Annotated in this window: 19 protein-coding genes; 12 read left to right on the forward strand and 7 right to left on the reverse strand. The window is 63.9% G+C overall.

Annotation, left to right across the window (positions count from 1 at the left end; genetic code table 11):
- Position 1: 1 nt before the first annotated feature.
- From AUR04nite_RS07915 to AUR04nite_RS07935, 5 genes are all read right to left on the reverse strand, one after another.
- The gene (locus tag AUR04nite_RS07915; protein WP_246055443.1) at positions 2-1,057 is read right to left on the reverse strand and encodes a hypothetical protein; all 1,056 of its coding nucleotides are present in this window, start codon (positions 1,055-1,057) and stop codon (positions 2-4) included.
- Complete coding sequence (locus tag AUR04nite_RS07920; protein WP_141363714.1) at positions 1,054-2,397, reverse strand: polysialyltransferase family glycosyltransferase; 1,344 nt, start codon at positions 2,395-2,397, stop codon at positions 1,054-1,056. The genes AUR04nite_RS07915 and AUR04nite_RS07920 overlap by 4 nt, the downstream gene beginning before the upstream one ends.
- A complete protein-coding gene (locus AUR04nite_RS07925; protein WP_141363716.1) occupies positions 2,394-3,392 on the reverse strand; it encodes a glycosyltransferase family 2 protein in 999 nt (332 codons plus the stop codon). Before AUR04nite_RS07925 ends, AUR04nite_RS07920 begins: the two co-directional genes overlap by 4 nt.
- A 93-nt stretch (positions 3,393-3,485) precedes the next feature.
- A complete protein-coding gene (locus tag AUR04nite_RS07930) occupies positions 3,486-4,379 on the reverse strand; it encodes an N-acetylneuraminate synthase family protein (protein WP_141363718.1) in 894 nt (297 codons plus the stop codon).
- Between the two features lie 12 nt (positions 4,380-4,391).
- Positions 4,392-5,588 carry an acylneuraminate cytidylyltransferase gene (locus AUR04nite_RS07935; RefSeq protein ID WP_141363721.1) on the reverse strand — a complete coding sequence of 399 codons (1,197 nt, stop codon included), beginning with the start codon at positions 5,586-5,588 and terminating at the stop codon, positions 4,392-4,394.
- A gap of 152 nt (positions 5,589-5,740) precedes the next feature.
- On the opposite strand from AUR04nite_RS07935, the gene AUR04nite_RS07940 reads away from it, so the two are divergent.
- Positions 5,741-6,349, forward strand: a complete 609-nt coding sequence (locus AUR04nite_RS07940; RefSeq protein WP_141363723.1) for a class I SAM-dependent methyltransferase — start codon at positions 5,741-5,743, stop codon at positions 6,347-6,349.
- A 616-nt stretch (positions 6,350-6,965) separates the two neighbouring features.
- Here AUR04nite_RS07940 and AUR04nite_RS07945 read toward each other — a convergent pair.
- Positions 6,966-7,625 carry a hydrolase gene (locus AUR04nite_RS07945; RefSeq protein ID WP_141363725.1) on the reverse strand — a complete coding sequence of 220 codons (660 nt, stop codon included), beginning with the start codon at positions 7,623-7,625 and terminating at the stop codon, positions 6,966-6,968.
- Positions 7,626-7,821: 196 nt separating this feature from the next.
- Between AUR04nite_RS07945 and AUR04nite_RS07950 the strand changes: the two genes are divergently transcribed.
- The 7 genes from AUR04nite_RS07950 to AUR04nite_RS07980 all read left to right on the forward strand — a co-directional run bounded on the left by AUR04nite_RS07950 (position 7,822) and on the right by AUR04nite_RS07980 (position 15,677).
- Positions 7,822-9,285: a glycosyltransferase family 87 protein gene (locus tag AUR04nite_RS07950; RefSeq protein ID WP_141363727.1), complete on the forward strand. Its 1,464-nt coding sequence runs from the start codon at positions 7,822-7,824 to the stop codon at positions 9,283-9,285.
- The gene (locus tag AUR04nite_RS07955; protein WP_141363729.1) at positions 9,282-10,697 is read left to right on the forward strand and encodes a phytoene desaturase family protein; all 1,416 of its coding nucleotides are present in this window, start codon (positions 9,282-9,284) and stop codon (positions 10,695-10,697) included. The genes AUR04nite_RS07950 and AUR04nite_RS07955 overlap by 4 nt, the downstream gene beginning before the upstream one ends.
- A gap of 11 nt (positions 10,698-10,708) precedes the next feature.
- Positions 10,709-11,743 (forward strand): YdcF family protein, encoded by a 1,035-nt coding sequence (locus tag AUR04nite_RS07960; protein ID WP_141363731.1) that lies wholly within the window; start codon positions 10,709-10,711, stop codon positions 11,741-11,743.
- A 122-nt stretch (positions 11,744-11,865) separates the two neighbouring features.
- Positions 11,866-12,792, forward strand: a complete 927-nt coding sequence (locus AUR04nite_RS07965; RefSeq protein WP_141363733.1) for an ATP-binding cassette domain-containing protein — start codon at positions 11,866-11,868, stop codon at positions 12,790-12,792.
- Positions 12,793-12,795: 3 nt separating this feature from the next.
- The gene (locus tag AUR04nite_RS07970; protein WP_141363735.1) at positions 12,796-13,659 is read left to right on the forward strand and encodes an ABC transporter permease; all 864 of its coding nucleotides are present in this window, start codon (positions 12,796-12,798) and stop codon (positions 13,657-13,659) included.
- A 27-nt stretch (positions 13,660-13,686) separates the two neighbouring features.
- Positions 13,687-14,976: a sensor histidine kinase gene (locus tag AUR04nite_RS07975; protein ID WP_141363737.1), complete on the forward strand. Its 1,290-nt coding sequence runs from the start codon at positions 13,687-13,689 to the stop codon at positions 14,974-14,976.
- Positions 14,977-14,984: 8 nt separating this feature from the next.
- Positions 14,985-15,677, forward strand: a complete 693-nt coding sequence (locus AUR04nite_RS07980; protein WP_141363739.1) for a response regulator — start codon at positions 14,985-14,987, stop codon at positions 15,675-15,677.
- Here the strand turns inward: AUR04nite_RS07980 and AUR04nite_RS18275 are convergent.
- The gene (locus AUR04nite_RS18275) at positions 15,674-16,141 is read right to left on the reverse strand and encodes a LapA family protein (protein ID WP_246055444.1); all 468 of its coding nucleotides are present in this window, start codon (positions 16,139-16,141) and stop codon (positions 15,674-15,676) included. The genes AUR04nite_RS07980 and AUR04nite_RS18275 overlap by 4 nt on opposite strands.
- A 229-nt stretch (positions 16,142-16,370) precedes the next feature.
- Between AUR04nite_RS18275 and AUR04nite_RS07990 the strand changes: the two genes are divergently transcribed.
- The 4 genes from AUR04nite_RS07990 to AUR04nite_RS08005 all read left to right on the forward strand — a co-directional run bounded on the left by AUR04nite_RS07990 (position 16,371) and on the right by AUR04nite_RS08005 (position 20,623).
- On the forward strand, positions 16,371-17,651 hold the full coding sequence (locus tag AUR04nite_RS07990; protein WP_141363741.1) for a M18 family aminopeptidase: 1,281 nt from the start codon (positions 16,371-16,373) through the stop codon (positions 17,649-17,651).
- Between the two features lie 97 nt (positions 17,652-17,748).
- Positions 17,749-18,303, forward strand: a complete 555-nt coding sequence (locus tag AUR04nite_RS07995; RefSeq protein ID WP_141363743.1) for an LURP-one-related/scramblase family protein — start codon at positions 17,749-17,751, stop codon at positions 18,301-18,303.
- A 95-nt stretch (positions 18,304-18,398) separates the two neighbouring features.
- Positions 18,399-18,887, forward strand: coding sequence for a helix-turn-helix domain-containing protein (locus AUR04nite_RS08000; protein WP_141363745.1), 489 nt, complete (start codon positions 18,399-18,401; stop codon positions 18,885-18,887).
- A 317-nt stretch (positions 18,888-19,204) separates the two neighbouring features.
- The gene (locus AUR04nite_RS08005; protein WP_141363747.1) at positions 19,205-20,623 is read left to right on the forward strand and encodes a purine-cytosine permease family protein; all 1,419 of its coding nucleotides are present in this window, start codon (positions 19,205-19,207) and stop codon (positions 20,621-20,623) included.
- Positions 20,624-20,667: the final 44 nt, after the last annotated feature.

Below are 20,667 nucleotides of genomic sequence, written 5' to 3' on the forward strand. Positions count from 1 at the left end.
TTCATACTTTCAAAGAGCTGGACAGGTGCTCGCGCAGGGCGTGCGGTGTTGAATCGGTCCACCAGGAATCGGGAACCGGCTGCGGATAGAGGGCCTTGGCATCGTGGCCCAGCAGCAGGCGCAGTGAAGGGATGACAGTCGAAGGCAGCGCCCGGATTTCCTGTCCCGGGCGCAGTGCGCGCAGACGCATTTCAATGGGGACGGTGTGCTGCATGGCAACGAGGTTCTCAATCCGTCCGATCTTTTCCAGCAGCTGGCCATTCTCCCGCCGGTGGGGGAAGTAGGCAACAGGCCCATCCTCGGCAATCGAGGCGATCCACTCCAGGTACGGCTGTTCATGGATCAGCCCGTCAGCGACCATCGCGGAGCCAATGAGCAGCGTCGGTTCAGTGAAACGTTCGGCAACAGGCTGCGTGGCCAGCCATTCGAACTTGTGCTGCGCAAATTTGATGCCGACTTCCTCCATGCGCTGCTGGGTCGGCTCGTCGACAAGCAGCGCCGAGACGATCAACAGCCTGGATTCCCGGGCCAGCTGGCGCAGCCTGTGCCACATCGCCAAGCCCATGGCGGTGCGCGCCGCCGAGTTCTTGGCCCGGGCGCGGACCAGGGCGGTGGGGTCCATTGCCGTCAGCTGCTTGATCAACGCCAGGGTCGCCATCCCGTCGTCGATGATAATGACTTCCTTGGCCTTGATCCCGGCCAGCAGGGCGCGCTGCACCTTGCCCGAATAGGCGTCGCCGACGACGAAGCGGTCCGCCGAGTTCTTGGGAGCGGGAGGCTTGCGGGCCGGCGGCAGAAAGCTCACGCCTGCAGGCGCATTGGCGAGCAGCGCCTGCGTGGTGGCTTCCAGCGGCATGCCCTGCCGCGGGATGATCCGCACATCGTGGCCCAGCAGTCCTGCGGCGTGGGTTTCCACGGCAGAAAGCAGCTGCAGGGGCGATTCCACCCACACCTGGGCGGTGCCGAAGCGCGGGCGGGGCACCTCTCGGGTGTTGTGGCCTGTGAGTTTCATGATGGAGGAGCTCGAGGTGTGCAGTTGGCGGGTCGGTGTGGTCATTGAGCCAGCCGGCTCAGGGATTTTGACAGCGAATCAAGCGACTTGGAACCGCGGCGCAGCACCTGGCGGGAGGCGCCGCGCACCTTGGAAGGCAGCGACCGGCGCTGCGGCAGGTGGATCCAGGCCGGGGGCAGCTCGAGCTTGGTGATCCGCCGGCGCTTGAAGTGCATCGAGAAGTTGGCGTAGTGCTGGGCGAGGAACGCGGCGGCCGGTTCGCGCAGCGCCGGCAGCTGTGAAGCCTGCATGCAGTAGGACACCGCCGTGAGCAGTTCGGCCAGCAGGCCCTGGTCTGCCGGGTCGGCTGGGGCCGGAAGCTGCTGCACGAACAGGGCGTGGATGATGCTCAGCGGAATGCGGTTTGAATTCTCATAGGGAGCCAGGGTCTGCAGCATCATTGCCGTGCCCACGGCGGCAACTTCGGTGTTCAGGATGTAGCGTGCCGTGGCCAGGCCGGTGGAGAAGCAGGAGACGACCAGCTGCGGGCGGGCCTGGGCGATGACCGTCTCCGCCAGGTGGTCGGTGCGCAGCAGCTGGAAGTCCAGGCCCAGCTGGCGCGCGGCGTCCTCCAGCGCCGTTGCCGCGGTGGGGCTCGCAGAGGGGTGGGCCTTGAACAGCACGGTGTCCAGCCCGGCCTGCTGCACTTCGCGCAGCATCTGCACATGGAGGTCGAACTCTTGCTCGGCGTCGATCAGGCCCAGCGAGCCGAGGTATTGGCCCAGCACCAGCCCGGCGCCGGCTGGAAGGTCAAGCTGTGCATCCGCGGCCAGCTCCTCGAAGACCGCCGCCAGCGCCGCGGCCGGCAGCACCTCACGCTGCGGATCCAGCTCGGCGAGCAGGGCCGGCTCGAGCCCGGGGACCAGGTCCACGTGGATGGTTCGGGTAATGCGCTGGCGCAGCGGCAGCGGCAGCCTGGTGCGGGTGGGCCCGTAGGACATCAGCCCGTCGGAATGCACCCAGATCTGCGCGTCGAAGAAGATCCGCGCCAGCGACCTCGAGGGGTTGACTTGGATGGATTCGAGCACCAGGGTCAGCGGCTGGTCGCCCAGCTCCCAGGCGCTGCGCAGAAGGTTCTCGAAGATGTGCAGTTCGTCCTCGCGGGGGTTGAACTGGGCCGGGCGGCGCGGGGCCATGAGCTGGGCGTAGTCCACCACGCGGTCGAAGCGGGCAGCCAGTTTCTCAAACCCGGGGGCATCCTGCAGCGGCGTGGTCAGCTCAGGCACCTGCGAGCCGTTGGCGAGCACCAGGATGAGCTCGTCGGCGGCCGGAAGCGAGCCGGCGTCGGCCATGGCTGCCAGGGAGGCGAGCTGGAAGTAGCTGCTGGCCTCTACTAATGCGATCATTTGGCGGCTCCGATCGTTCCGGGCTGCAGGAAGGAGAGGATGTGGCGGCGGCGGGCGACGTCCATCTCGAGCGCCACCTGCCGGGCGGCGAAGGGGTCGATGGTGGTGAAGACCTGGCGCAGCTTCTGCTTCATGGCCAGGCGCACCTCAGGCGGATAGTTCTTGGCCCGCTTTTCGTGGTGGCAGACGATCGCGAAGAACTGGCGCAGCGCCTTGGGCAGGTGCCGTTCGGCGTCCGGGTGCGAACGCACCTCGGAGAGGATCTGCGCATAGGCCGGGATGAAGCCCAGCTGGCGCTCGTCGAAGACCTGGGTCAGCGAGCCGGGCAGGCCGCGGCGGTAGAACACGCTGGGGGAGGAGAGCACCGCGTAGCGCCCGGTGTTCAGGTGCAGCTTCCACAGCCACAGCCTGTCCTCGGCGGAGTTCAGCGCCTGATCGAAGTAGTACAGCCCGGCATCGCGCATCAATGCCGTGCGGTACATGCCGGCCCAGACGAACGCGTAGTCGACCATGGACGGGGAGTCGATGGGCTCGATGTCCTCGGCAGGGTTCAGCGGCATGCCGCGCAGCGCCTGTGGGGCGCGGTGGATCACCCGGGTGGTGCCGGTGACGCGCACGTGGTCGCAGCGCACAAAGTCGACGTGCAGCTCGGTCAGTGCTTCGGCCAGCGTGGCAAGGTGTTCCGGGGAGAACCAGTCGTCCGGGTCTAGGAAGGTGAAGTATTCGCCGGTGGCCTGCGCCAGGCCTGCATTGCGGGCGGCCGACACCCCCGCGTTTTCCTCCAGCCCGATCAGCTTTAGCCCTGGCAGGGCGTCGTGGAAGCTGCGCACCAGCGCCGCGGTGGCATCGGTGGAGGCGTCGTCCACTACCAGCACCTCCAGCTCCCAGGCCCCGAGTTTCTGCCGGACCAGCGAGGTGAGCGCATCGCAGATGTACGCTTCCTGGTTGTAGGCCGGGATGACTACCGAAATGCGGCCGGGAATCAAGCTCGTCATGGCTTAACTGGCTTCCTTAATCTTCGAGTGGTGGATAGCACCCGGCGGCCGGACCGGTGTGGTCCGGCCGCCGGGATCTGCGGTGCGGCGCGCTTAGCCGTCGACGCGGCGCAGGCGGGACAGCGGTGCCAGCTCGCCTGGGAAGACCTTCTTCACGCCGTCGCCCATGGCCTGCTCCAGGATGCGGATGTCGCGGATCAGCGAGGCGAAGCCCTTTGGCTCCAGCGAAGACGCCTGGTCCGAACCCCACATGGTGCGGTCAAGGGTGATGTGGCGCTCCACGGTCACGGCGCCCAGTGCCACTGCAGCCAGCGAGATCTGCAGGCCGCGCTCGTGGCCCGAGTAGCCCACCGGGACCTGGTAGCGGTCGCGCAGGGTCTCGATCATGCGCAGGTTGGCCTCTTCTGGAGGCAGCGGGTAGGTGGAGGTGGCGTGCATCAGCACCAGGTTGTTGGTGCCAAGGGTCTCCACTGCCTTGTCGATCTGCTCGATGGTGGACATGCCGGTGGACAGGATGATCGGCTTGCCGGTTTCGCGCAGCGCGGTGAGCAGCTCGATGTCGGTGACCGAGGCGGAGGCGACCTTGTGGGTCACGGCGCCCTGCTCTTCCATGAATTCCACCGAAGGCACATCCCATGGGGAGGCGAAGGCGTGCAGGCCCTTGGAAGCCGCGTAGGAGATCAGCTCCTTGTACTGCTCTGCGCCGAACTCCACGCGGTAGCGGTAGTCCATGTAGGTCATCTCGCCCCATGGGGTGGAGCGGATCTTGTCGCGCATGTCCAGCGGGGTGGAGATCTCAGGGGTGCGCTTCTGGAACTTCACCGCGTTGGCGCCTGCCTCTGCGGAGATGTCGATCAGCTGCTTGGCGATCTCGATGTCGCCGTTGTGGTTGATGCCGATCTCGCCGATGACGTAGACCTGCTGGCCGGCGCCGAGCAGGTTTTCACCGATGGCTACTGGCTTGATGTCAGTGGTAATCGAGGTCATGGGTATTGCCTTTCAGTGGGTGAAACTTGGAAAACTTTTGGATTCTGCGGCCTTTTCGGCACGGGCGGCGAGCACCAGCTCTGCCACTTCGCGCACCGCCCCGTGGCCGCCATGGCGGTTCAGGGTCAGCCGTGCCGCCTGGATGACCTGCGGCTGGGCGTCTGCCACCGCGATCGGCCAGCCGACCAGGGCCATCGGGCCCAGATCGTTCACGTCGTTGCCGACGTAGGCCACGCGGGCCGGGTTGATCGACTCGTCGGCAAGCCAGCGGGCCAGGTATTCGGCCTTGTTCTCGATGCCGTGGGCCACCTCGACCTTCAGCTTGGCGGCGCGGGCCGCCACCACCGGGTTGGCCTCCTTGGAGAGGATCAGGAACTTCACCCCGGCTGCGCGCAGCCGGGATACTCCCATCCCGTCCGAGCGGGAAACCCGCACGGATTCGGTGCCGTGCTCATCGACATAGGCGGTGTCTTCGGTGTGCACCCCGTCGAAGTCGGTGATCACCGCGTCCACTAGCAGCGGTTCGATGCGCTGTTCGCCCTGCAGCGATGCCAGCAGCAGGTCCGCTTCGGTGTCGATGTCGATCCCGTGCTCTGCCGGCACCTCCTGGATGGCGGTGCGGCCGAAGAAGCGGTGGTTCGCCGCCAGGAAGCCTGCGGTGTTCATGGCGTAGAACGCCCCGGTTTCGCGGAAGCGCGGTTCGCGGTCCTGCCGGCGAGGGCGGGTTGCCGCGTCGTGGCCGACGGCCACCGCAAGGTTCTGCGCGTCAAGCCCCCAGTGGAAGCCGTGGTCGGCCACCGCTGCGAAGCTGACATCGAGTTCGCCGCTGTTGACGCGGTTCACTGCCGTGTTCAGGTCGGCTGGATCGATGAATGGGCTGGTGCACTGGATGAATACGGTGGTCTGCGGAAGTACTGGTTCGTTGTTCAGAACGTGGACCAGGACTGATTCGCTGGTGGCGGTGTCGCCGGCGATTTCTGCCGGACGGTCCACCACGCGGGCCCCGTAGGCCAATGCCTCGGCCTTGATTTCGGGATGGTCGGTGCTCACCACAACGTCGCTGACTGAAGCTGCGGCCAATGCGGATTCAATGGCCCGTCCCAGCAGGGACTTGCCGTGGATCCGGCGTAGGTTCTTTAGCTTGATGCCCTTGGAACCACCCCGTGCTGGGATGATCGCCAGGACCTTCGGCTCTTCGGTGTTGCTCACAGATTCGACGATAAACAGCCGAGTTAACCGTCAGGGTGTGCTTGGGTAAACGAATGGTGAAGTGCTGGTTTAATTACCTGCTTGTTTGCTGGGCGACTGGTCAAATCCGGAATTGCAATACTGTGGCCGGGAAGAACACCTAGGCTGGTTCAATGACTGAAGAGTGCATGCACACAATTCGCGACGCCTACGCTGCGAGAGCCCAGGAATACATTTCACTGCTTGGTTCAATGCAGGATATGGAGTCTTTGGATGTGGAACTGATCTCCCAATGGGCTCAAGACATTGACGGTCCGATAGTGGATGCCGGATCCGGGCCGGGGCACTGGACCGATTATCTGCGCAGGAGCGGAGCGGATATTCAAGGGTTGGATGCGGTGCCGGCGTTCATAGCTTCCGCCAGATCGAGATTTCCAGATTCTCGGTTCAGTGTCGGCAATTTATCCCGGATGCCTTTTGCTGCGAAGAGCTTAGGCGGTGTGCTGGCGTGGTACTCGATTATCCATATTCACCCTGCAAACTGTGGCGGGATTCTTGCCGAGTTTGCGCGAGTCTTGAAAAGTAACGGTGCGCTATTGATCGGCGCTTTCCAGGGGCCGCAGTCACATGAATTTGATCATGCGGTTCTGCCTGCTTTTTATTGGAGTGAATCGGCATTGTGCGCGGCTCTGGAAGGTGCCGGTTTCATGGTTGTCGAATCCCATAAAAGAACAGTTCAGGGTCGTCGGCCGCATCTTGACGTTCTGGCGCGGCGGATCTGATGCCAGTGCGATCGCGGCATGCTACTCGACATATTCCCAAAACGAAGCCCGGTGTTCATCCTACAAAAGTAGTATTGACATTTATTGATTTTTGAATATGTAACCACGTTGACTAGTCATTTGTTAGATATTTTTGTGATTTAACGCGTAATAATTCTGCGCATAGACCTTTTGAGCCCGGCCGCTTGCTAGATTCTTCACATCAACGCTTGTTGATATCGCGCGAAGTCATTTCTCAACCCATTCAACGGAGGAAGTTCATGGAACTCATCAACGCTATTCTCGAAATTCTTAAGGGCCTGCTGGGCGGTCTGGGCGGCTAGTCTCTTCGGACGTGCTAATTCAGATCAATCTGATCAAATTTCAGGCTCATTCGATCGCAAGGTCATTGAGTCTCACCTGCTCCCTGAGGATGCCTCGGGGAGCAGGATTTTTTCAGCTGAAGTTCCTGACGGGCAAATCTATTGTTCTCCAGTCCTTGCCTCAGTCTGTAGGGGAGCCGGCCCACATATGTGTCGAGCGAATGGTGATCATGTGTTCGGCGCCGATGTAGCTCATCGGTGTCCAGTGCTCGCTGCAGGTTGCCCCATTGTTAGATTAGAAGCTTCGAGTTCCACTAATTAAAGAGGTCTCCGCTGCTCTGGCCGATCTCCCGTTTGCGACGGAAGTAGTCGTTGATGACTACCCGGTACAAATCTGCATCGTCCCTGGCCCAATTGCGCATGAACTCGCAGCCTAGGGCCAGCGAGGTGATCGGCTGGGCGCCGGCCTGCACCATGCGCTGGATTGCGGTTTCATGGCTGACGGCCGAAACGCCTCCTACCGCGTCGATTACCGGGTAGATTTCGTATCCTTCCTTGAGCATGTCAAGGGTCGGGAATGCCAGGCAGACTTCGGTCCACAGTCCTGCCATGATGACTTTTCTGCGTCCGGTGGCCTCGATGGCCGCGCGGAAGTCTGCATCTTCCCAGGAATTCACGCCAGTGCGGTCAATTTCCTCGACGCCGGGAAGCTCATCGGTGATTGCCGGGATGGTTGATTCGTTGACTCCCATATCCACTGCCACGGTAGTGAGAATGGTGGGGACCTCGTAGGATCGGGCAAGCTTCGCCAGGGTGACGGCGCCAAGATTGATTTCTTCTGCGCTGGCCGAGCCCACCGTCGCGTACTGTCCCGGCTGGTAGTCGATGAATACGATGACGCTGTTATCAGGGGTGAGCAGGTGGTCGGTCTTCGGATCGCGGATCGGTTCCGGAGCTAGTTTCTTCGTCGTCATGGATACAAGCACCTTCCCAGGTTGGCTGCAATTTTACGTCGGACTCAATCGCTGACGGGGTCAGGATAGCGCTTATTGCCTGAAGTCTCACTCGTTGCAGGCAAAGGCATCCAATCCAAAGGTTTTCTGCCCTGGATCCGGGAAACAAGCTCTAGCCACCCCGGGTTGCCAGGTAGATACAACTAGGCTTGGATTTATGCGCGAGTCAAAGCAGCCCAAGTCCACCAGGGGACCGCTGAGGATCACAGTGCCTTCACGGGCCGATGGTTTTCTGCGCCAATTCACCGCCGTCATCGGCGGACCGCTGGGCCGGCACAGCGACCCAGGGCGGGTGAATCCCGGGTTCTTCACCGTGCAGCGGGTGCTGATCATCATGACGGTGATCGGCTCGCTGCTGATGCTGCTCGCAAAGAACCCCTGCCGCGTCAACGGCTGGGGCGGGAACAACCCCTATATCTACGCCTGCTACAGCGACTGGGTCCCGCTGTTCAGCGCGCGGGGCTTCGCTGACAACCCGTGGATCCCCTTCTCAGCCGATGCGCAGTTCGAGTATCCGGTGCTGATGAGCGCCGTTGCCTCGGCGGTGGCGTCGATTGTGCCGCAGGACGCGGCGAACCGGTCGCTGATCTACTTCGACATGAACCTGATCCTGGTGGCGGTCCTCTGGCTGGTTACGGTGCTGTGCACCATGCGCATGGCAGGGCGTCGTCCGTGGGATGCTGCGATGGTGGCGATCGCGCCGGGCATCATCCTCGCCGGCAGCGTGAACTGGGATATGTGGGCGGTGGCCCTGCTCGCGCTGGGCATGCTCAGCTTCGCCCGCGGCAGGACGGTGCTGGCAGGCATCCTCATAGGCCTGGGCGCTGCGATGAAGATCTACCCGTTCTTTGTGCTCGGAGCGGTGCTGGTGCTGGCCATCCGCACAGGCAGGCTCAAGACCTTCTGGGTGGCCGGCGGAACGGCCGCGCTGACCTGGGCTGCGGTGAACCTGCCCTATGCGCTGGCCTACCCGGACTCCTTCAAGCACTTCTTCACCTTCTCCTCCGAGCGCGGTGCCGGCTTCTCCAGCCTGTGGCATGTCTGGAACCTGCTGGCCGCGAAATCCGAGGTGCTCAAGCCTTTTGACGCGCAGCAGATTTCCCGGCTCGGACTGGTGCTCTTCTTCCTGGCCTGTGCAGGGGTGCTGGTGCTGGGCCTGCTGGCCAAGCAGCGCCCGCGCCTGGGCTCGCTGGCCTTCTTGATCGTGGCGTCCTTCGTCATGTTCAACAAGGTGTACTCGCCGCAGTTCATCGTCTGGCTGATTCCGTTGTTCGCCCTCGCGCTGCCCAAATGGAAGGAATTCTTGATCTGGATGCTTGTGGAGGTCGCCCACTTCTACAGCGTCTGGTACTACCTAGATGCAATGAATGCCGAGAACGCGCAGAAGGCCTTCCCTGAAAGCGGGTACATCCTGGCGGTGATCGCTCACATGCTGATGCTGGCCTATCTGATGTACCTCGTGGCCCGGTCGGTGATCGACCCGCGCCGCGACCCGATCCGCGCCGTAGGCCAGGACGACCCGCTGGCTGGCCCGTTTGCCGGGGCTCCGGACAAGTTCACCCTGCGCTCCCTTGCCGCGAAAGGCCCTAGCGGGGCAAAGGACAAGGAAAACGCCGCATGAGCTCGGTGGCGGTGATCGGCTCCGGGCCCAACGGGCTGGCCGCGGCCGCGGTGGCGGCCCGTGCGGGGCTGGAGGTCACCGTCTATGAAGCAAATGACAGCATCGGCGGGGCGGCGCGCACCGTGCCGCTGGAGGGGTCTGCCGCGCGCTTCGATCTGGGCAGCGCAGTGCACCCGATGGCGCTGCAGTCGCAGGCGTTCAAAGAGCTCGGCATTGTGGATCAGGTGGACTTCATTGTTCCGCCGATGTCCTTTGCCCATGTGATCCACGGCGGGCGCACCGTCCACGCCTGGAGGGACCTGGAACGCACCGGCGCCGAGCTGGGGCGTGAAGGAGCCGCCTACACCAGGCTGCTGGGACCGCTGGCGGCGCGGATGGACGAGCTGGCCGACACCCTGCTCAACCCGCTGCTCAAGGTTCCAGCCCACCCGAAAACCCTGGCGCTCTTCGGGGCGGCCGCCGCCGCGGGCATGGGCCTGAAGGAACTGGCCTCGGGCAAGTGCGAAAGGGCGGCGGCGCTGTACGCAGGCTGCGCCGCCCACGTAGCCGGCGGATCGCGCGGCCCTGCCAACGCCGGGGCAGGGCTCTTCCTGGCCGCCTCGGCGCATGCCAAAGGATGGCCGGTGCCGCGCGGTGGATCCCAGGCAATCTCCGCAGCGCTCGCCGGACAAGCCACCAGCCGCGGCGGGGCCATCCGCACCGGCATCCGCATCGAGTCACTGGACCAGCTGGCCGAGGACGTGGTGCTGCTGGACACCTCGGCGGAATCCGCCGCCCGCATTGCCGGCCGGCGGATTCCACAGAAGCTGTCCAAGGCGCTGGGCACGGTGCGGCGCTCGCCGGGAAGCTGCGTGGTGCACTTTGTGCTCTCCGAACCGGTCCCGTGGACGGACCCGGCGCTGTCCCAGACGGCCACCGTGCACCTTGGCGGCACCGCGGCGCAGGTTGGCCGCGTCGAGCGCCAGGCGCGTAGAAGGCCTGCGGGCAAGCCCTTTGTCATCGTGGCCCAGCCCTCGCTCTTCGATGATTCGCGGGCACCGGCCGGGCGGCAGGTCCTCTGGGCCTATTGCCATGTACCGCTGGGCAGCGGGGCGGACATGAAGGCGGAAATCTCGTCCATGATCGAGCAGGCGGCCCCCGGATTCGGCGATCTGGTGCTTGAATCCCATGTGGTGACCGCCAAGGGCCTTGAAGCGCAGAATGCGGCCCTGGTCGGCGGAGACATCTCCGGCGGAACAATGGATCTGCTGGGCAGCATCAGGCGTCCGGTGTTCTCCTCCGATCCCTGGTACCTGCAGTCGAAGGGGCTGTACCTCATCTCCTCGGCGGCGCCTCCCGGGCCCTCGGTGCACGGCATGGGCGGGTGGCTCGGGGCTAAATCCATGCTGCGCAGGGAATTCGGCATCGTCTAGGCTTAAACGCAATGGACACCTACGGCTATAAATTCATTACCCTAGCAGTGCTCGCTCTCTTCTGGGCGATCTTCATCGTGAAGTACCGCAGGGATCCGCGCCGGCTGTCGCTGGCGGCCGCGCTGCTGCCGCTGGTCGCGGTGACCGGTTCCTCGCTGATTGAGCTGCTTTCCACCGTTGTTCCGGGATTCGTGTTCCTGGTTGCCCTGCTGGCGGTGCTCACCCCGCTGATGGTGGTGGTCTTCGGCGCGGCCCTGGTCTACAACGGAATCCTCATGCTGCGGCGCGAAGGCGCCAGGGTGCAGAACCTGCTGTCCCTGGCCGCAGGCATCGCGGTGTTCGCGCTGCCGGTGATCGCCGTGGCGCTGGTGATGATCGAGACCTGGTGGAGCATGTCCATCGCCTTCATCCTCTTCATGGCATCGGTCTTCACCGCGAGCGTCTTTGCGATGCTGCTGCTCTACGCATGGGTGCACGCAAAGTTCCCGGCCAAGGGCAGGGGAGCGGCGGTAGTGGTGCTTGGGGCGCGGACCATCAACGGCGAGGTGACCCCGCTGCTGCGCGGCCGCCTGGACAAGGGCATCGAGCTCTTCGGCGCCCAGGAAGACCCGCACCCCTTGATGGTTCCCACCGGCGGGCAGGGGCGCGACGAGGTAGAGCCCGAGGGCGTGAGCATGGCGCGCTACCTGCGCGAGCAGGGGATCCCGGAAGAGCGGATCCTGATCGAGGACCGCGCCAAGGACACCATTGAAAACCTGAAGTTCTCCGAGGATCTGGTCCGCGCCGAACAGGCCGAGGGCAGGCTGTGGCTGGTGACCAGCGACTACCACGCGCTGCGCGCAGGCCTGGCCTCGCGCCAGCTGGGACTGGATGCCAGGGCCTTCGGCGGCAAGACCGCTGCCTACTACCGGCCCAGCGCCTTCCTGCGCGAGTGCATCGCCATCGCCCGCGACCACGTGAAGTTCATGGTGCTGCTGGCGCTGCCCTTCGGCCTGGGGGTGGCCGGCATGCTGTTCGTGATCACCGCCTACTATCTCAACGCCTAGGCGCATGCTCCTGAAGGAGTAGCGCTGCGCCGCGCGGCAGTGGGGGATCCTCCTTTGGAGGGAGAGCCAAGATCAGCATTCCGGGTGGTTCAAAAGTGCCGCGGCGTCAATAGGCTGGAAACATGATCCAGGTACAGGAACTTACGAAGAGCTACGGCGCTAAAACCGTGGTCGACCATGCCTCGTTTACCGTCCAGCCGGGCATGGTGACCGGCTTCCTTGGACCAAACGGCGCAGGCAAATCCACCACCATGCGCATGATCGTCGGCCTTGCCAAGCCCACCGCCGGGCAGGTGCTCGTCAACGGGCGCAAGTTCACCTCCTCGACCCATCCGCTGGTGGAAGTGGGGACGCTGCTGGAGGCGAAGTCGGTGCACAAGTCGCTGACTCCCCGGGCCCACCTGCGGGCCATGGCCGCCACCGCCGGCCTGCCTACGACCCGCGTCGACGAGGTGCTGGAGCTGACCGGTCTGGGCGCAGTGCAGCGCAAGAAGGTCGGCGGCTTCTCGCTGGGCATGGGCCAAAGGCTGGGCATCGCCACCGCGCTGCTGGGCGACCCGCAGGTGCTGATCCTCGACGAGCCGGTCAACGGCCTGGACCCGGAAGGCGTGGCCTGGGTTAGGAACCTGGCGCGCCAGCAGGCGGCGGCAGGCAAGACGGTCTTCATCTCCTCGCACCTGATGAGCGAGATGGCGCAGACCGCCGACCACCTGGTGGTGATCGGCCGCGGAAAGATCCTCGCCGACGCCCCGATCGGCGAATTCATCGACAACGGGCTGGCGCAGACGCTGGTGCGCACCGCGGACGCCGAGACCTTGATGAACGCGCTGGCCGCAGAAGGCGTGCAGCTCAAGCGGCTGGATGCGGTGACGCTGGAAGTGACAGGCCCCGAATCAGAAGTGATCGGCCGGCGCGCCCTTGAGGCGGGGGTGGTGCTCAGCGAGCTGCGCCCGCTGCAGCGCACCCTGGAAGACGCATATATGGAACTGACCCGGGACGCGGTCGAATACCAGTCGCAGATCACCACCCAGAGCATTGGCGGGAAGTAGAAAATGAGCACCGAACTGATCAACGCACGACCACGCCCCATGCACGGCCGGGTGACCCTGGGCGGGGTGCTGCGCAGCGAAATGATCCGCTTCTTTTCGCTGAACTCCACGCGCATCCTGATCCTGGTTTCCTTCGCGGTCTATGTGGGCATTGCCGCGGTGGGCATCTGGGGCGTCGGCTCGCTCATGGAAAGCATGGGCGGTACGCCAAATGCCGGGCAGATCCCCGGCACTGAAAGCATGGGCACCGCGGACTTCGCGGCCGAAACCCTGGCCTCCGGCCTGATGTTCTCCCAGCTGATCCTCGGCGTGCTCGGCGTGCTGCTGATGAGCGGCGAATTCACCACCGGCTCCGCGGTGAGCACGTTTTTGGCCAGCCCGCAGCGGCTGCGCGTCATGGGCGCCAAGGTCATCCTGATCACCGTGCTGACCGCAGTGGTCCAACTGGCCTCCACCCTGGCGGCCTACCTGGTCTGCCTGCCGCTGGCGAAGAACTACAACATGACCCTCGACTTCGGCAGCGAAGCGTTCCAGCGGATGATGTGGTTCGGGGCGCTGGCAGTGGTGATGGCGGCGCTGATGGGCCTGGCCTTGGGCGTGCTGCTGCGCAACTCGGCCGGAGGCATCACCAGCCTGGTGGCGCTGTTCTTCGTGCTGCCGCTGGTTGCCCAGATTCTGACGGCGGTCACCGACTGGTTTGCCGACGTGGCGCGCTTCATGCCCGACCGCCTGGGCCTGAGCCTGGCCCTGCCACTGAGCACCCCGAGCGATCTTGAGATGTGGCAGCAGCTGCTGGGCGTGGCCGGCTGGGTGCTCATCCCGCTGGCCCTCGGAGCGGTGCTGCTCAAGAGCCGCGACATCAAGTAGCGGCCCGCAGAAAATTAGACTGGAGCCATGAGCAATAATTCGCTGCAGGAAACCGTGGTTTCCTTCGACGAACTGGCCGCCAGGCGGATGGGCCGGGTGCGCAGATACCTGCGCACCCACCCCCGCCTGGTGGTCGTCGGCGTCGTGCTGTTCTATCTGCTGCTCTCGCTGCCTTCGGTGGTGCTGCTGGCGGATCTGCCGGGCATCTACGAGGTGGTGCTGCTGCTGACCACCCTGGCCACCGCGGCGGCGCTGCTGTTCAGGCGCCGGGCGCCGATGAGCGTGCTGTGCGTGATCTTTGCGCTGCAGTGCATCGCCATCTTCGCCGGCGGCTCCTCCTATGGCGTGGACGGGCTGGGCATGATGTTCGGGCTGTATTCGGTGGCCACCAGCTATTCCGCCAAGCGCTCGATCCCGCTGGCGGTGTTGGCAGGCAGCCTGCAGAGCGTGCTGATGGCCCTGGTGGGGTTCCCGGACATGACGGGCATCGAGCTGGACCCGAATGACGGGATCACGCAATCCACCCTGGCGAAGATCATCATCATCGTGTTCGCGGTGTTCCTGATCGGCCTGTACATCCTCTCCGCGGGCATCGGCGTCTATGTGCGCAATGCACGGATCCACGAGGCGGAGCTGAACCACTGGGCTTCCCAGGTGTCCCGGCTGGCCCAGGTGGCCGAGCGCAACCGCATCGCCCGCGAAATGCACGACGTGGTGGCCCACTCGCTGTCGGTGATGATCGCCCTGGCCGAGGGTGCGAGGGTGGTGGGCAAGCGGGATGCACAGCGCGCCGACGAGGTGCTCGGCGAGCTGTCCGGCACCGGGCGCGCGGCCCTGGCGGACATGCGCCGCATGCTCGGGGTGCTGCGCGAGGGGGAGGGCTCCGAGCTGAGCCCGCAGCCCACCGGCAGCAGCATGGAGCAGCTGCTGGAGGGGTTCAGGGCCGCCGGGCTGCCGCTGACCTACACCTATGTGGGCGAGCCGCTGCCGGATGACAAGGCCTTCCAGCTCACCGTGTTCCGCATTGTCCAGGAGTCGTTGACCAACTCGCTGCGCTATGCCCGCAATGTCACCGATGTGCAGGTGCGGGTGGAGCGCGGCCGTTCGGCGCTGCGCCTTGAAATCATGGACAACGGGGACGCCACCCGGGTGCCCAGCGTCGGCAGCGGCCGGGGGCTGCGCGGCATGCGCGAGCGCGCGGAGCTCTTCGACGGCACGGTGGACGCCGGGCCGGTGGACAGCGGCGGCTGGATCGTCAAGGCCATGTTGCAGCTTCCGGAGTGCAGCGCGAAGAATAATAGGACCAAGGCACACTAGGAGTGGACATGGACGAAATCATCAAGGTCATGCTCGTGGACGACCAGCATCTGCTGCGCATGGGCTTCCGCCTGATCCTCGAGGGCGAGGCGGATATCCACGTGGTGGGCGAGGCCGCCGACGGCGTGGAGGCGCTGGCCCAGGCCCAGTCGCTGCGCCCCGACGTGATCCTGATGGACGTGCGGATGCCGAATATGGACGGCATCGAAGCCACCGAGCGCATCGCCAAGCAGTTCCCCGACACCAAGATCATCATCCTGACCACCTTCGACCTTGACGAGTACGCCTTTTCGGGGCTGCAGGCCGGAGCCAGCGCCTTTTTGCTCAAGGACGTGGCCCCCGAAGACCTGGTGTCTGCGGTGCGGCTGGTGGCCTCCGGCGACGCGGTGGTGGCGCCGCGGGTCACCGCCCGACTGCTGGAAACCTATGTGCGCGGTGCAGGCCAGGCATCGGCCGCAGCGCCGCCGCAGCGTGACCCGCTGCTTGACGACCTGACCCCGCGCGAGCAGGAGGTGCTGCGTGCGCTGGCTGAGGGGCTGTCCAATGCCGAGATCGCGCACCGCTTCTTCCTCTCCGAGGCCACGGTGAAGACCCACGTGCGCCGGATCCTGACCAAGCTGCACCTGCGCGACCGCGTGCAGGCGGTGGTCTACGCCTATGAGACCGGGCTGGTCATCCCTTCCCAGGGGCTGGACTTCTAGCGCCGCTTGGTCTGCGCCTTGCGCTCGCGCCGGGCCACGGCGCGGATCTGCAGCACCCTGATCGCCGCCAGCACCGTCGCCACCAGAACGCCGCCCAGCGCCGCGATGAACAGCGCGATGCCCAGGTTCAGTTCGCCCTGTGCGGCGAAGAAGCGCACGGTCACCAGCTGCTGGTTCTGCACGATGAAGACGACCAGCAGGCCCAGCAGGATGATCCCGAGGATCGTGGCGCTCCACAGCCGCACCAGTTTCGTCACCGGGATCTTGTTTTCATCGGTGTGGGCGGACATCGGCGCCGGGATCGGCTCCTGTTCGTCCTGGATCTGCTCCGGCTCGATGATCGACTCGACGGCTGCAGGCTCCGAGCTGATCTCCACTGCCCGGTTCTCCGCCGTGACAGGCGCGGCATCCACCGGTTCGTTGTCTGCAGAGAAATCATCAGGGGCGCGGTGCGAGGTAGGCATGTGATGCTCTCTTCCTTGGTTGCCAGTGGCTTGTTCTCAGCATCGACGGACAAGGCATGCCACGTCAAGCTGGAAGAAGTAATCACCGGCAAATAGCAGGCGAAGCCGAAAATCATGGACCGCCGAGCATCTAGTGGCCTGGGCCACTAAGCTGGTGGAAGGCCCGGAATTTCAGGCGGGCACATCAAACCTGAAGAGAACTGACCTCGAAAGAAGTGAGCAACCAGTTATGGCACAAGCCGCGGCAATGGCGCACATTGCAGATCTGGCCGAGTACGTAGCAACCTCCCCGTCGAGCTACCACGCAGCGGCAAGCGCCGCGAAGCGCTTGGACGCCGCAGGGTTCACCGCACTGAATGAAAACGACGCCTGGAGCCTAGGCCCCGGCGGCTACTACGTGGTGCGCGATGGAGCGGTGATCGCCTGGGTGCAGCCGCAGGGCGCCACCGCCACCACCGGGTTCCATATCCTCGGCGCTCACACCGACTCCCCGGGGTTCAAGCTCAAGCCCAAGCCGACCACTTCGTCGCATGGCTGGTGGCAGGCCGGCGTCGAGGTCTACGGCGGCCCGCTGCTGAACTCGTGGCTGGACCGCGAACTGGTGCTGGCAGGACGCCTGGTGCTGCGCGACGGCTCCGTGCACCTGGCCAAGACCGAACCGATTCTGCGCATCCCGCAGCTGGCGATCCACCTGGACCGGCAGGTCAACGACGGCCTGACCCTGGACAAGCAGGCCCACACCCATCCGATCTTCGGGCTGGGAGACGCGGCCGAGGCTGACATCTTGGCGGTCTTGGCCGCTTCGGCAGGCGTGGATCCGGCACAGGTGGCCGGCTATGACATCCTCACCGCTCCCGCCCAGCCGGGCGAGGTCTTCGGCGTGGGCAAGAACTTCTTCGCTTCCTCCCGCTTGGACAACCTCAGCTCCGTACATGCGGGCCTGATCGCGCTGGCCGACTATGCGCGCAAGCCGGAGGGGCAGCACATCGCCATGCTGGCGGCCTTCGACCACGAGGAGCTCGGCTCCGAGTCGCGCTCGGGCGCCTGCGGGCCCTTCCTTGAAGAGCTGCTGCAGCGCATCCAGGCATCCCTGGGCGCAGGGGTGGAAGACACCGCCCGCGCGCTGGCGAACTCGGTCTGCCTGTCCGCTGATGCCGGACACGCGGTGCACCCGAACTACGCCGAGCGCCATGACCCGGCCAACCGCCCGCTGGTCAACGGCGGCCCGCTGCTGAAGATCAACGCCAACCAGCGCTATGCCACCGACGCGGTGGGCGCCGCGGCTTTCGCCGTGTGGTGCGAAGCCGCCGGCGTTCCCTACCAGGAGTTCGTCTCCAACAACCGCGTTCCCTGCGGCTCGACCATCGGCCCGCTGACCGCAACCCGCATCGGCATCCGGACAGTCGACGTGGGCATCCCTCTGCTGTCGATGCACTCCGCCCGCGAGATGTGCGGCGTTGACGACCCGTGGTACTTGTCGAAGGTAGCGCGCGTCTTCTTCGAGCAGTAGGGATTTTTCTGCTGCAGGTTCTGGGCCGGCTCGATGAGCTGGCCCAGAACCGTTTAAATCTGCTTAATTGCCTGTTGCAGATGGCATAATCGCAGGCATGACGATCCTTGAACCGGCGGTGTTGGTTTTCCAGCAGACCAAGAACATCATGAAGAACGACTTTGCCATCATGGACGGCTCGGGAGCCCAAGTGGCGCATGTCGAGACCGGCGGCAGTTCGCTGGGGAGGTTTTTCGCAGGCTCCAGGAACCTGACAGTCTTCGACGGACCGGAGAACCCGGTGCTGCAGGTCAAGGACACCATGGGGATCGGCCGGGACCGCATGGAAATCCTCGACGGGCAAGGCGGGCACTTGGCAAGCCTGGTCAAGCGGATCACCTTCTTCAAGACTCGGGTCACCCTGGACTACCAGGGCGAAGACATCGATCTGATTGGCGACCTGTGGGGCTTCAACTTCACCATAGAATCATCAGCCGGCGTGCTGGCAACCGTCTCGCGCCAGTGGTCGGGAATGGGCAATGCCATGTTGGGAAAATCGACCTATGCGGTGCAGTTTGCACAGAATGTGGATGCGGGTCGACGGTTGGCGCTGATTGGCGCGGTGCTGTCTCTGGACTTGATCCGCGAAAAGGAGAACCGCAAGAGCTCCTGAGTGTTACGTCGCTGACTAGGTGAAACTGAACTGTCGTGTAGTTGTCGTGCTCCTGTCGTGGTGATGTCGCGCCAGTGCTGGCTAGTGTGGCTGGTATGAATGAATCACGAATTGCAGAACTGCGCCGCTCCAGGGGATGGACCCAGCAGCAGCTTGCCACGGAAAGCGGCGTGACGACCCGAACGGTCCAGCGGCTTGAGGCCGGCCAGGATTCCAGCATGGACACCCTCACGCGCATCGCCAAGGCACTTGAAGTGCCGGTGGGCGACCTCTTCAGCCTGGTGGAAAAGCAGGAGTTCGGCGAAGCGGTGGAAAGCCTGGAACTGAGAACCGGCCGACAGCAGGAACAGCGGGACTCCTATGCCAAGGGCATCATGCTGGTTTATCGGGGAGTGGGACTGGTCGTCACTCTTGCGACGGTTGTCTTTGCCATGACGGCGAATTTCGGCTGGTATCCCTGGCTGATTATTCCTGTGTACTGGGGAGGCGGGCAGTTGGTGCTCGAGGCGCTCTTCCGTTTGAAACTCGACCCGATGCTCAACGAAAAATACCCTCTGTCAGTTGCGCGGCACGGCGAAAAGTAGCGGTGCACGCAGCGGCGTCAGCCCATTTACATGCCGCTTTCGGCATATAAATTCAATCTTGATTCGCCTGGGGATCCGACAGCCATGCTGTCGGATCCTTTGCGTTAATGCCGTTTGGCCAGCGCGCGAAGGAGCGCCGCGGCGCCCGAAGCAGCCTGCTTAAAATACCGGCTGATCTGTGAGCCTTGACACCTGCTAATGAATGCCGTTCTAATAGATGGATAACGCTTATTGGTATTCGCGCCAATAGAGGGTTGGCGAGAGCGGTCGAACAGGGTTGTCCGGCAGCCGCAGACGAAGGGACCTGAGCATTGAGCATGACCGAAAGTGAACTGCCGGCAGATAGTTCGGCGACGCAGCTTGAAGTGCGCGGCATTGAGTTCATTGCCAAAGAAAACAGGCACGGCAAGCCGCGCGAACTATTTGCGGTGTGGGCCGCGCCGAATATCAGCGTGCTCAGCTTTACCATGGGCGCAACGCTGACCATGGTTCTCGGGCTGGAAATTTGGCAGTCCATTGCAGTGATTCTGGCCAGCAGCCTCTTGTGGATCCTGCCGGGCATCGTTGCCATCAGCGGACCTTCGGCTGGAACTTCTGGATCGGTGATTACCCGCGCGGTCTACGGAATCCGCGGCAACCGATTCATCATCGCCTTCTACGGCTGGTTCGTCTCCGGCGTCTTTCTTGCGCTGAACTGGGTGGCTTCGACCTTCATGGGCGCCGAGCTGCTGCGCCGATTCGGCCTAGGCAATGAGACGCTGGGCAAGGCGCTGGTGACCGTTGCGGTTTCCGCGGTGACTGTCCTGGTTGCCGTCTATGGACATGCGTTGATTTTGCGCAGCTACACAGTGGTCACCGTGGCGCTGCTGGTGATCTTCGTGGTTGTCACCGCCTATATCCTGCCGCATGTGGATATGGGGTTCAGTCAGCCGGAGCCCTTGGCCGGAACCGACCTGTGGATTTCCCTCAGTATTGCCTTCGCGATCCTTTCATCCACGCCGATGTCCTACTCGAACAGCGCGGACCTGGCCCGTTACTTGCCCCATGACACCCAGCCATGGCGCATCGTCGCCGCAACGGCTTTGGGCGGAGCCGTCCCGGGCTTCATCTTCACCACCGTGGGTGCCCTGCTGGGAACCGCACTGAGCGCTGATGCTGTGGACATTGGCATCGACTTTGCCTTGATGGACATGCTTCCGCAGTGGCTGGGCATCCTGCTGGTGGCGGGAGTAGTGCTCAATACCGTGGCGCTGAACGGCATGACCACCTACTCGGCAAGCATGGTCTTCCAGTCCATCGGCGTCCCGATCAAACGCATTCCCTCTGCCATTTTGATCGGCGTGCTCGGCACAGTGTTCACCTTTGTGCTGGCGATGTCGACCTCGCTGATTGCGGCGGTGAACCTCATGCTGCAGTTCCTGCTGATCATTTCCGTGCCGACCATGGCGGTCTACGTCGCCGACATCCTGCTGCGCAGAAACCGCTACGACTCGATGCAGCTGTTCGAACAGTTCCCTTCGGGAAAGTACTGGTTTGCCAAGGGATTCAGTATTGCCGGCATCGGCGCGGTGCTCTGCGGAGGCATCGCCACAACGCTGTTCCTCTCCACGGATATCTGGATGGGGCCGCTGGCGGTTCTGCTCGGGGGCATTGACCTTTCCGTTCCTGTTGGCTTGATCGTCTCTGTTCTGGCGTACGTGTTATTGGCAAAGATTGCCGGAATACATAAGGCTTAGCGCCCCATGCTTCCTAGGCCCCCGAGCTCGAAACGTTGCCCGGG

Source organism: Glutamicibacter uratoxydans (assembly GCF_006539925.1).
GTDB lineage: Bacteria > Actinomycetota > Actinomycetes > Actinomycetales > Micrococcaceae > Glutamicibacter > Glutamicibacter uratoxydans.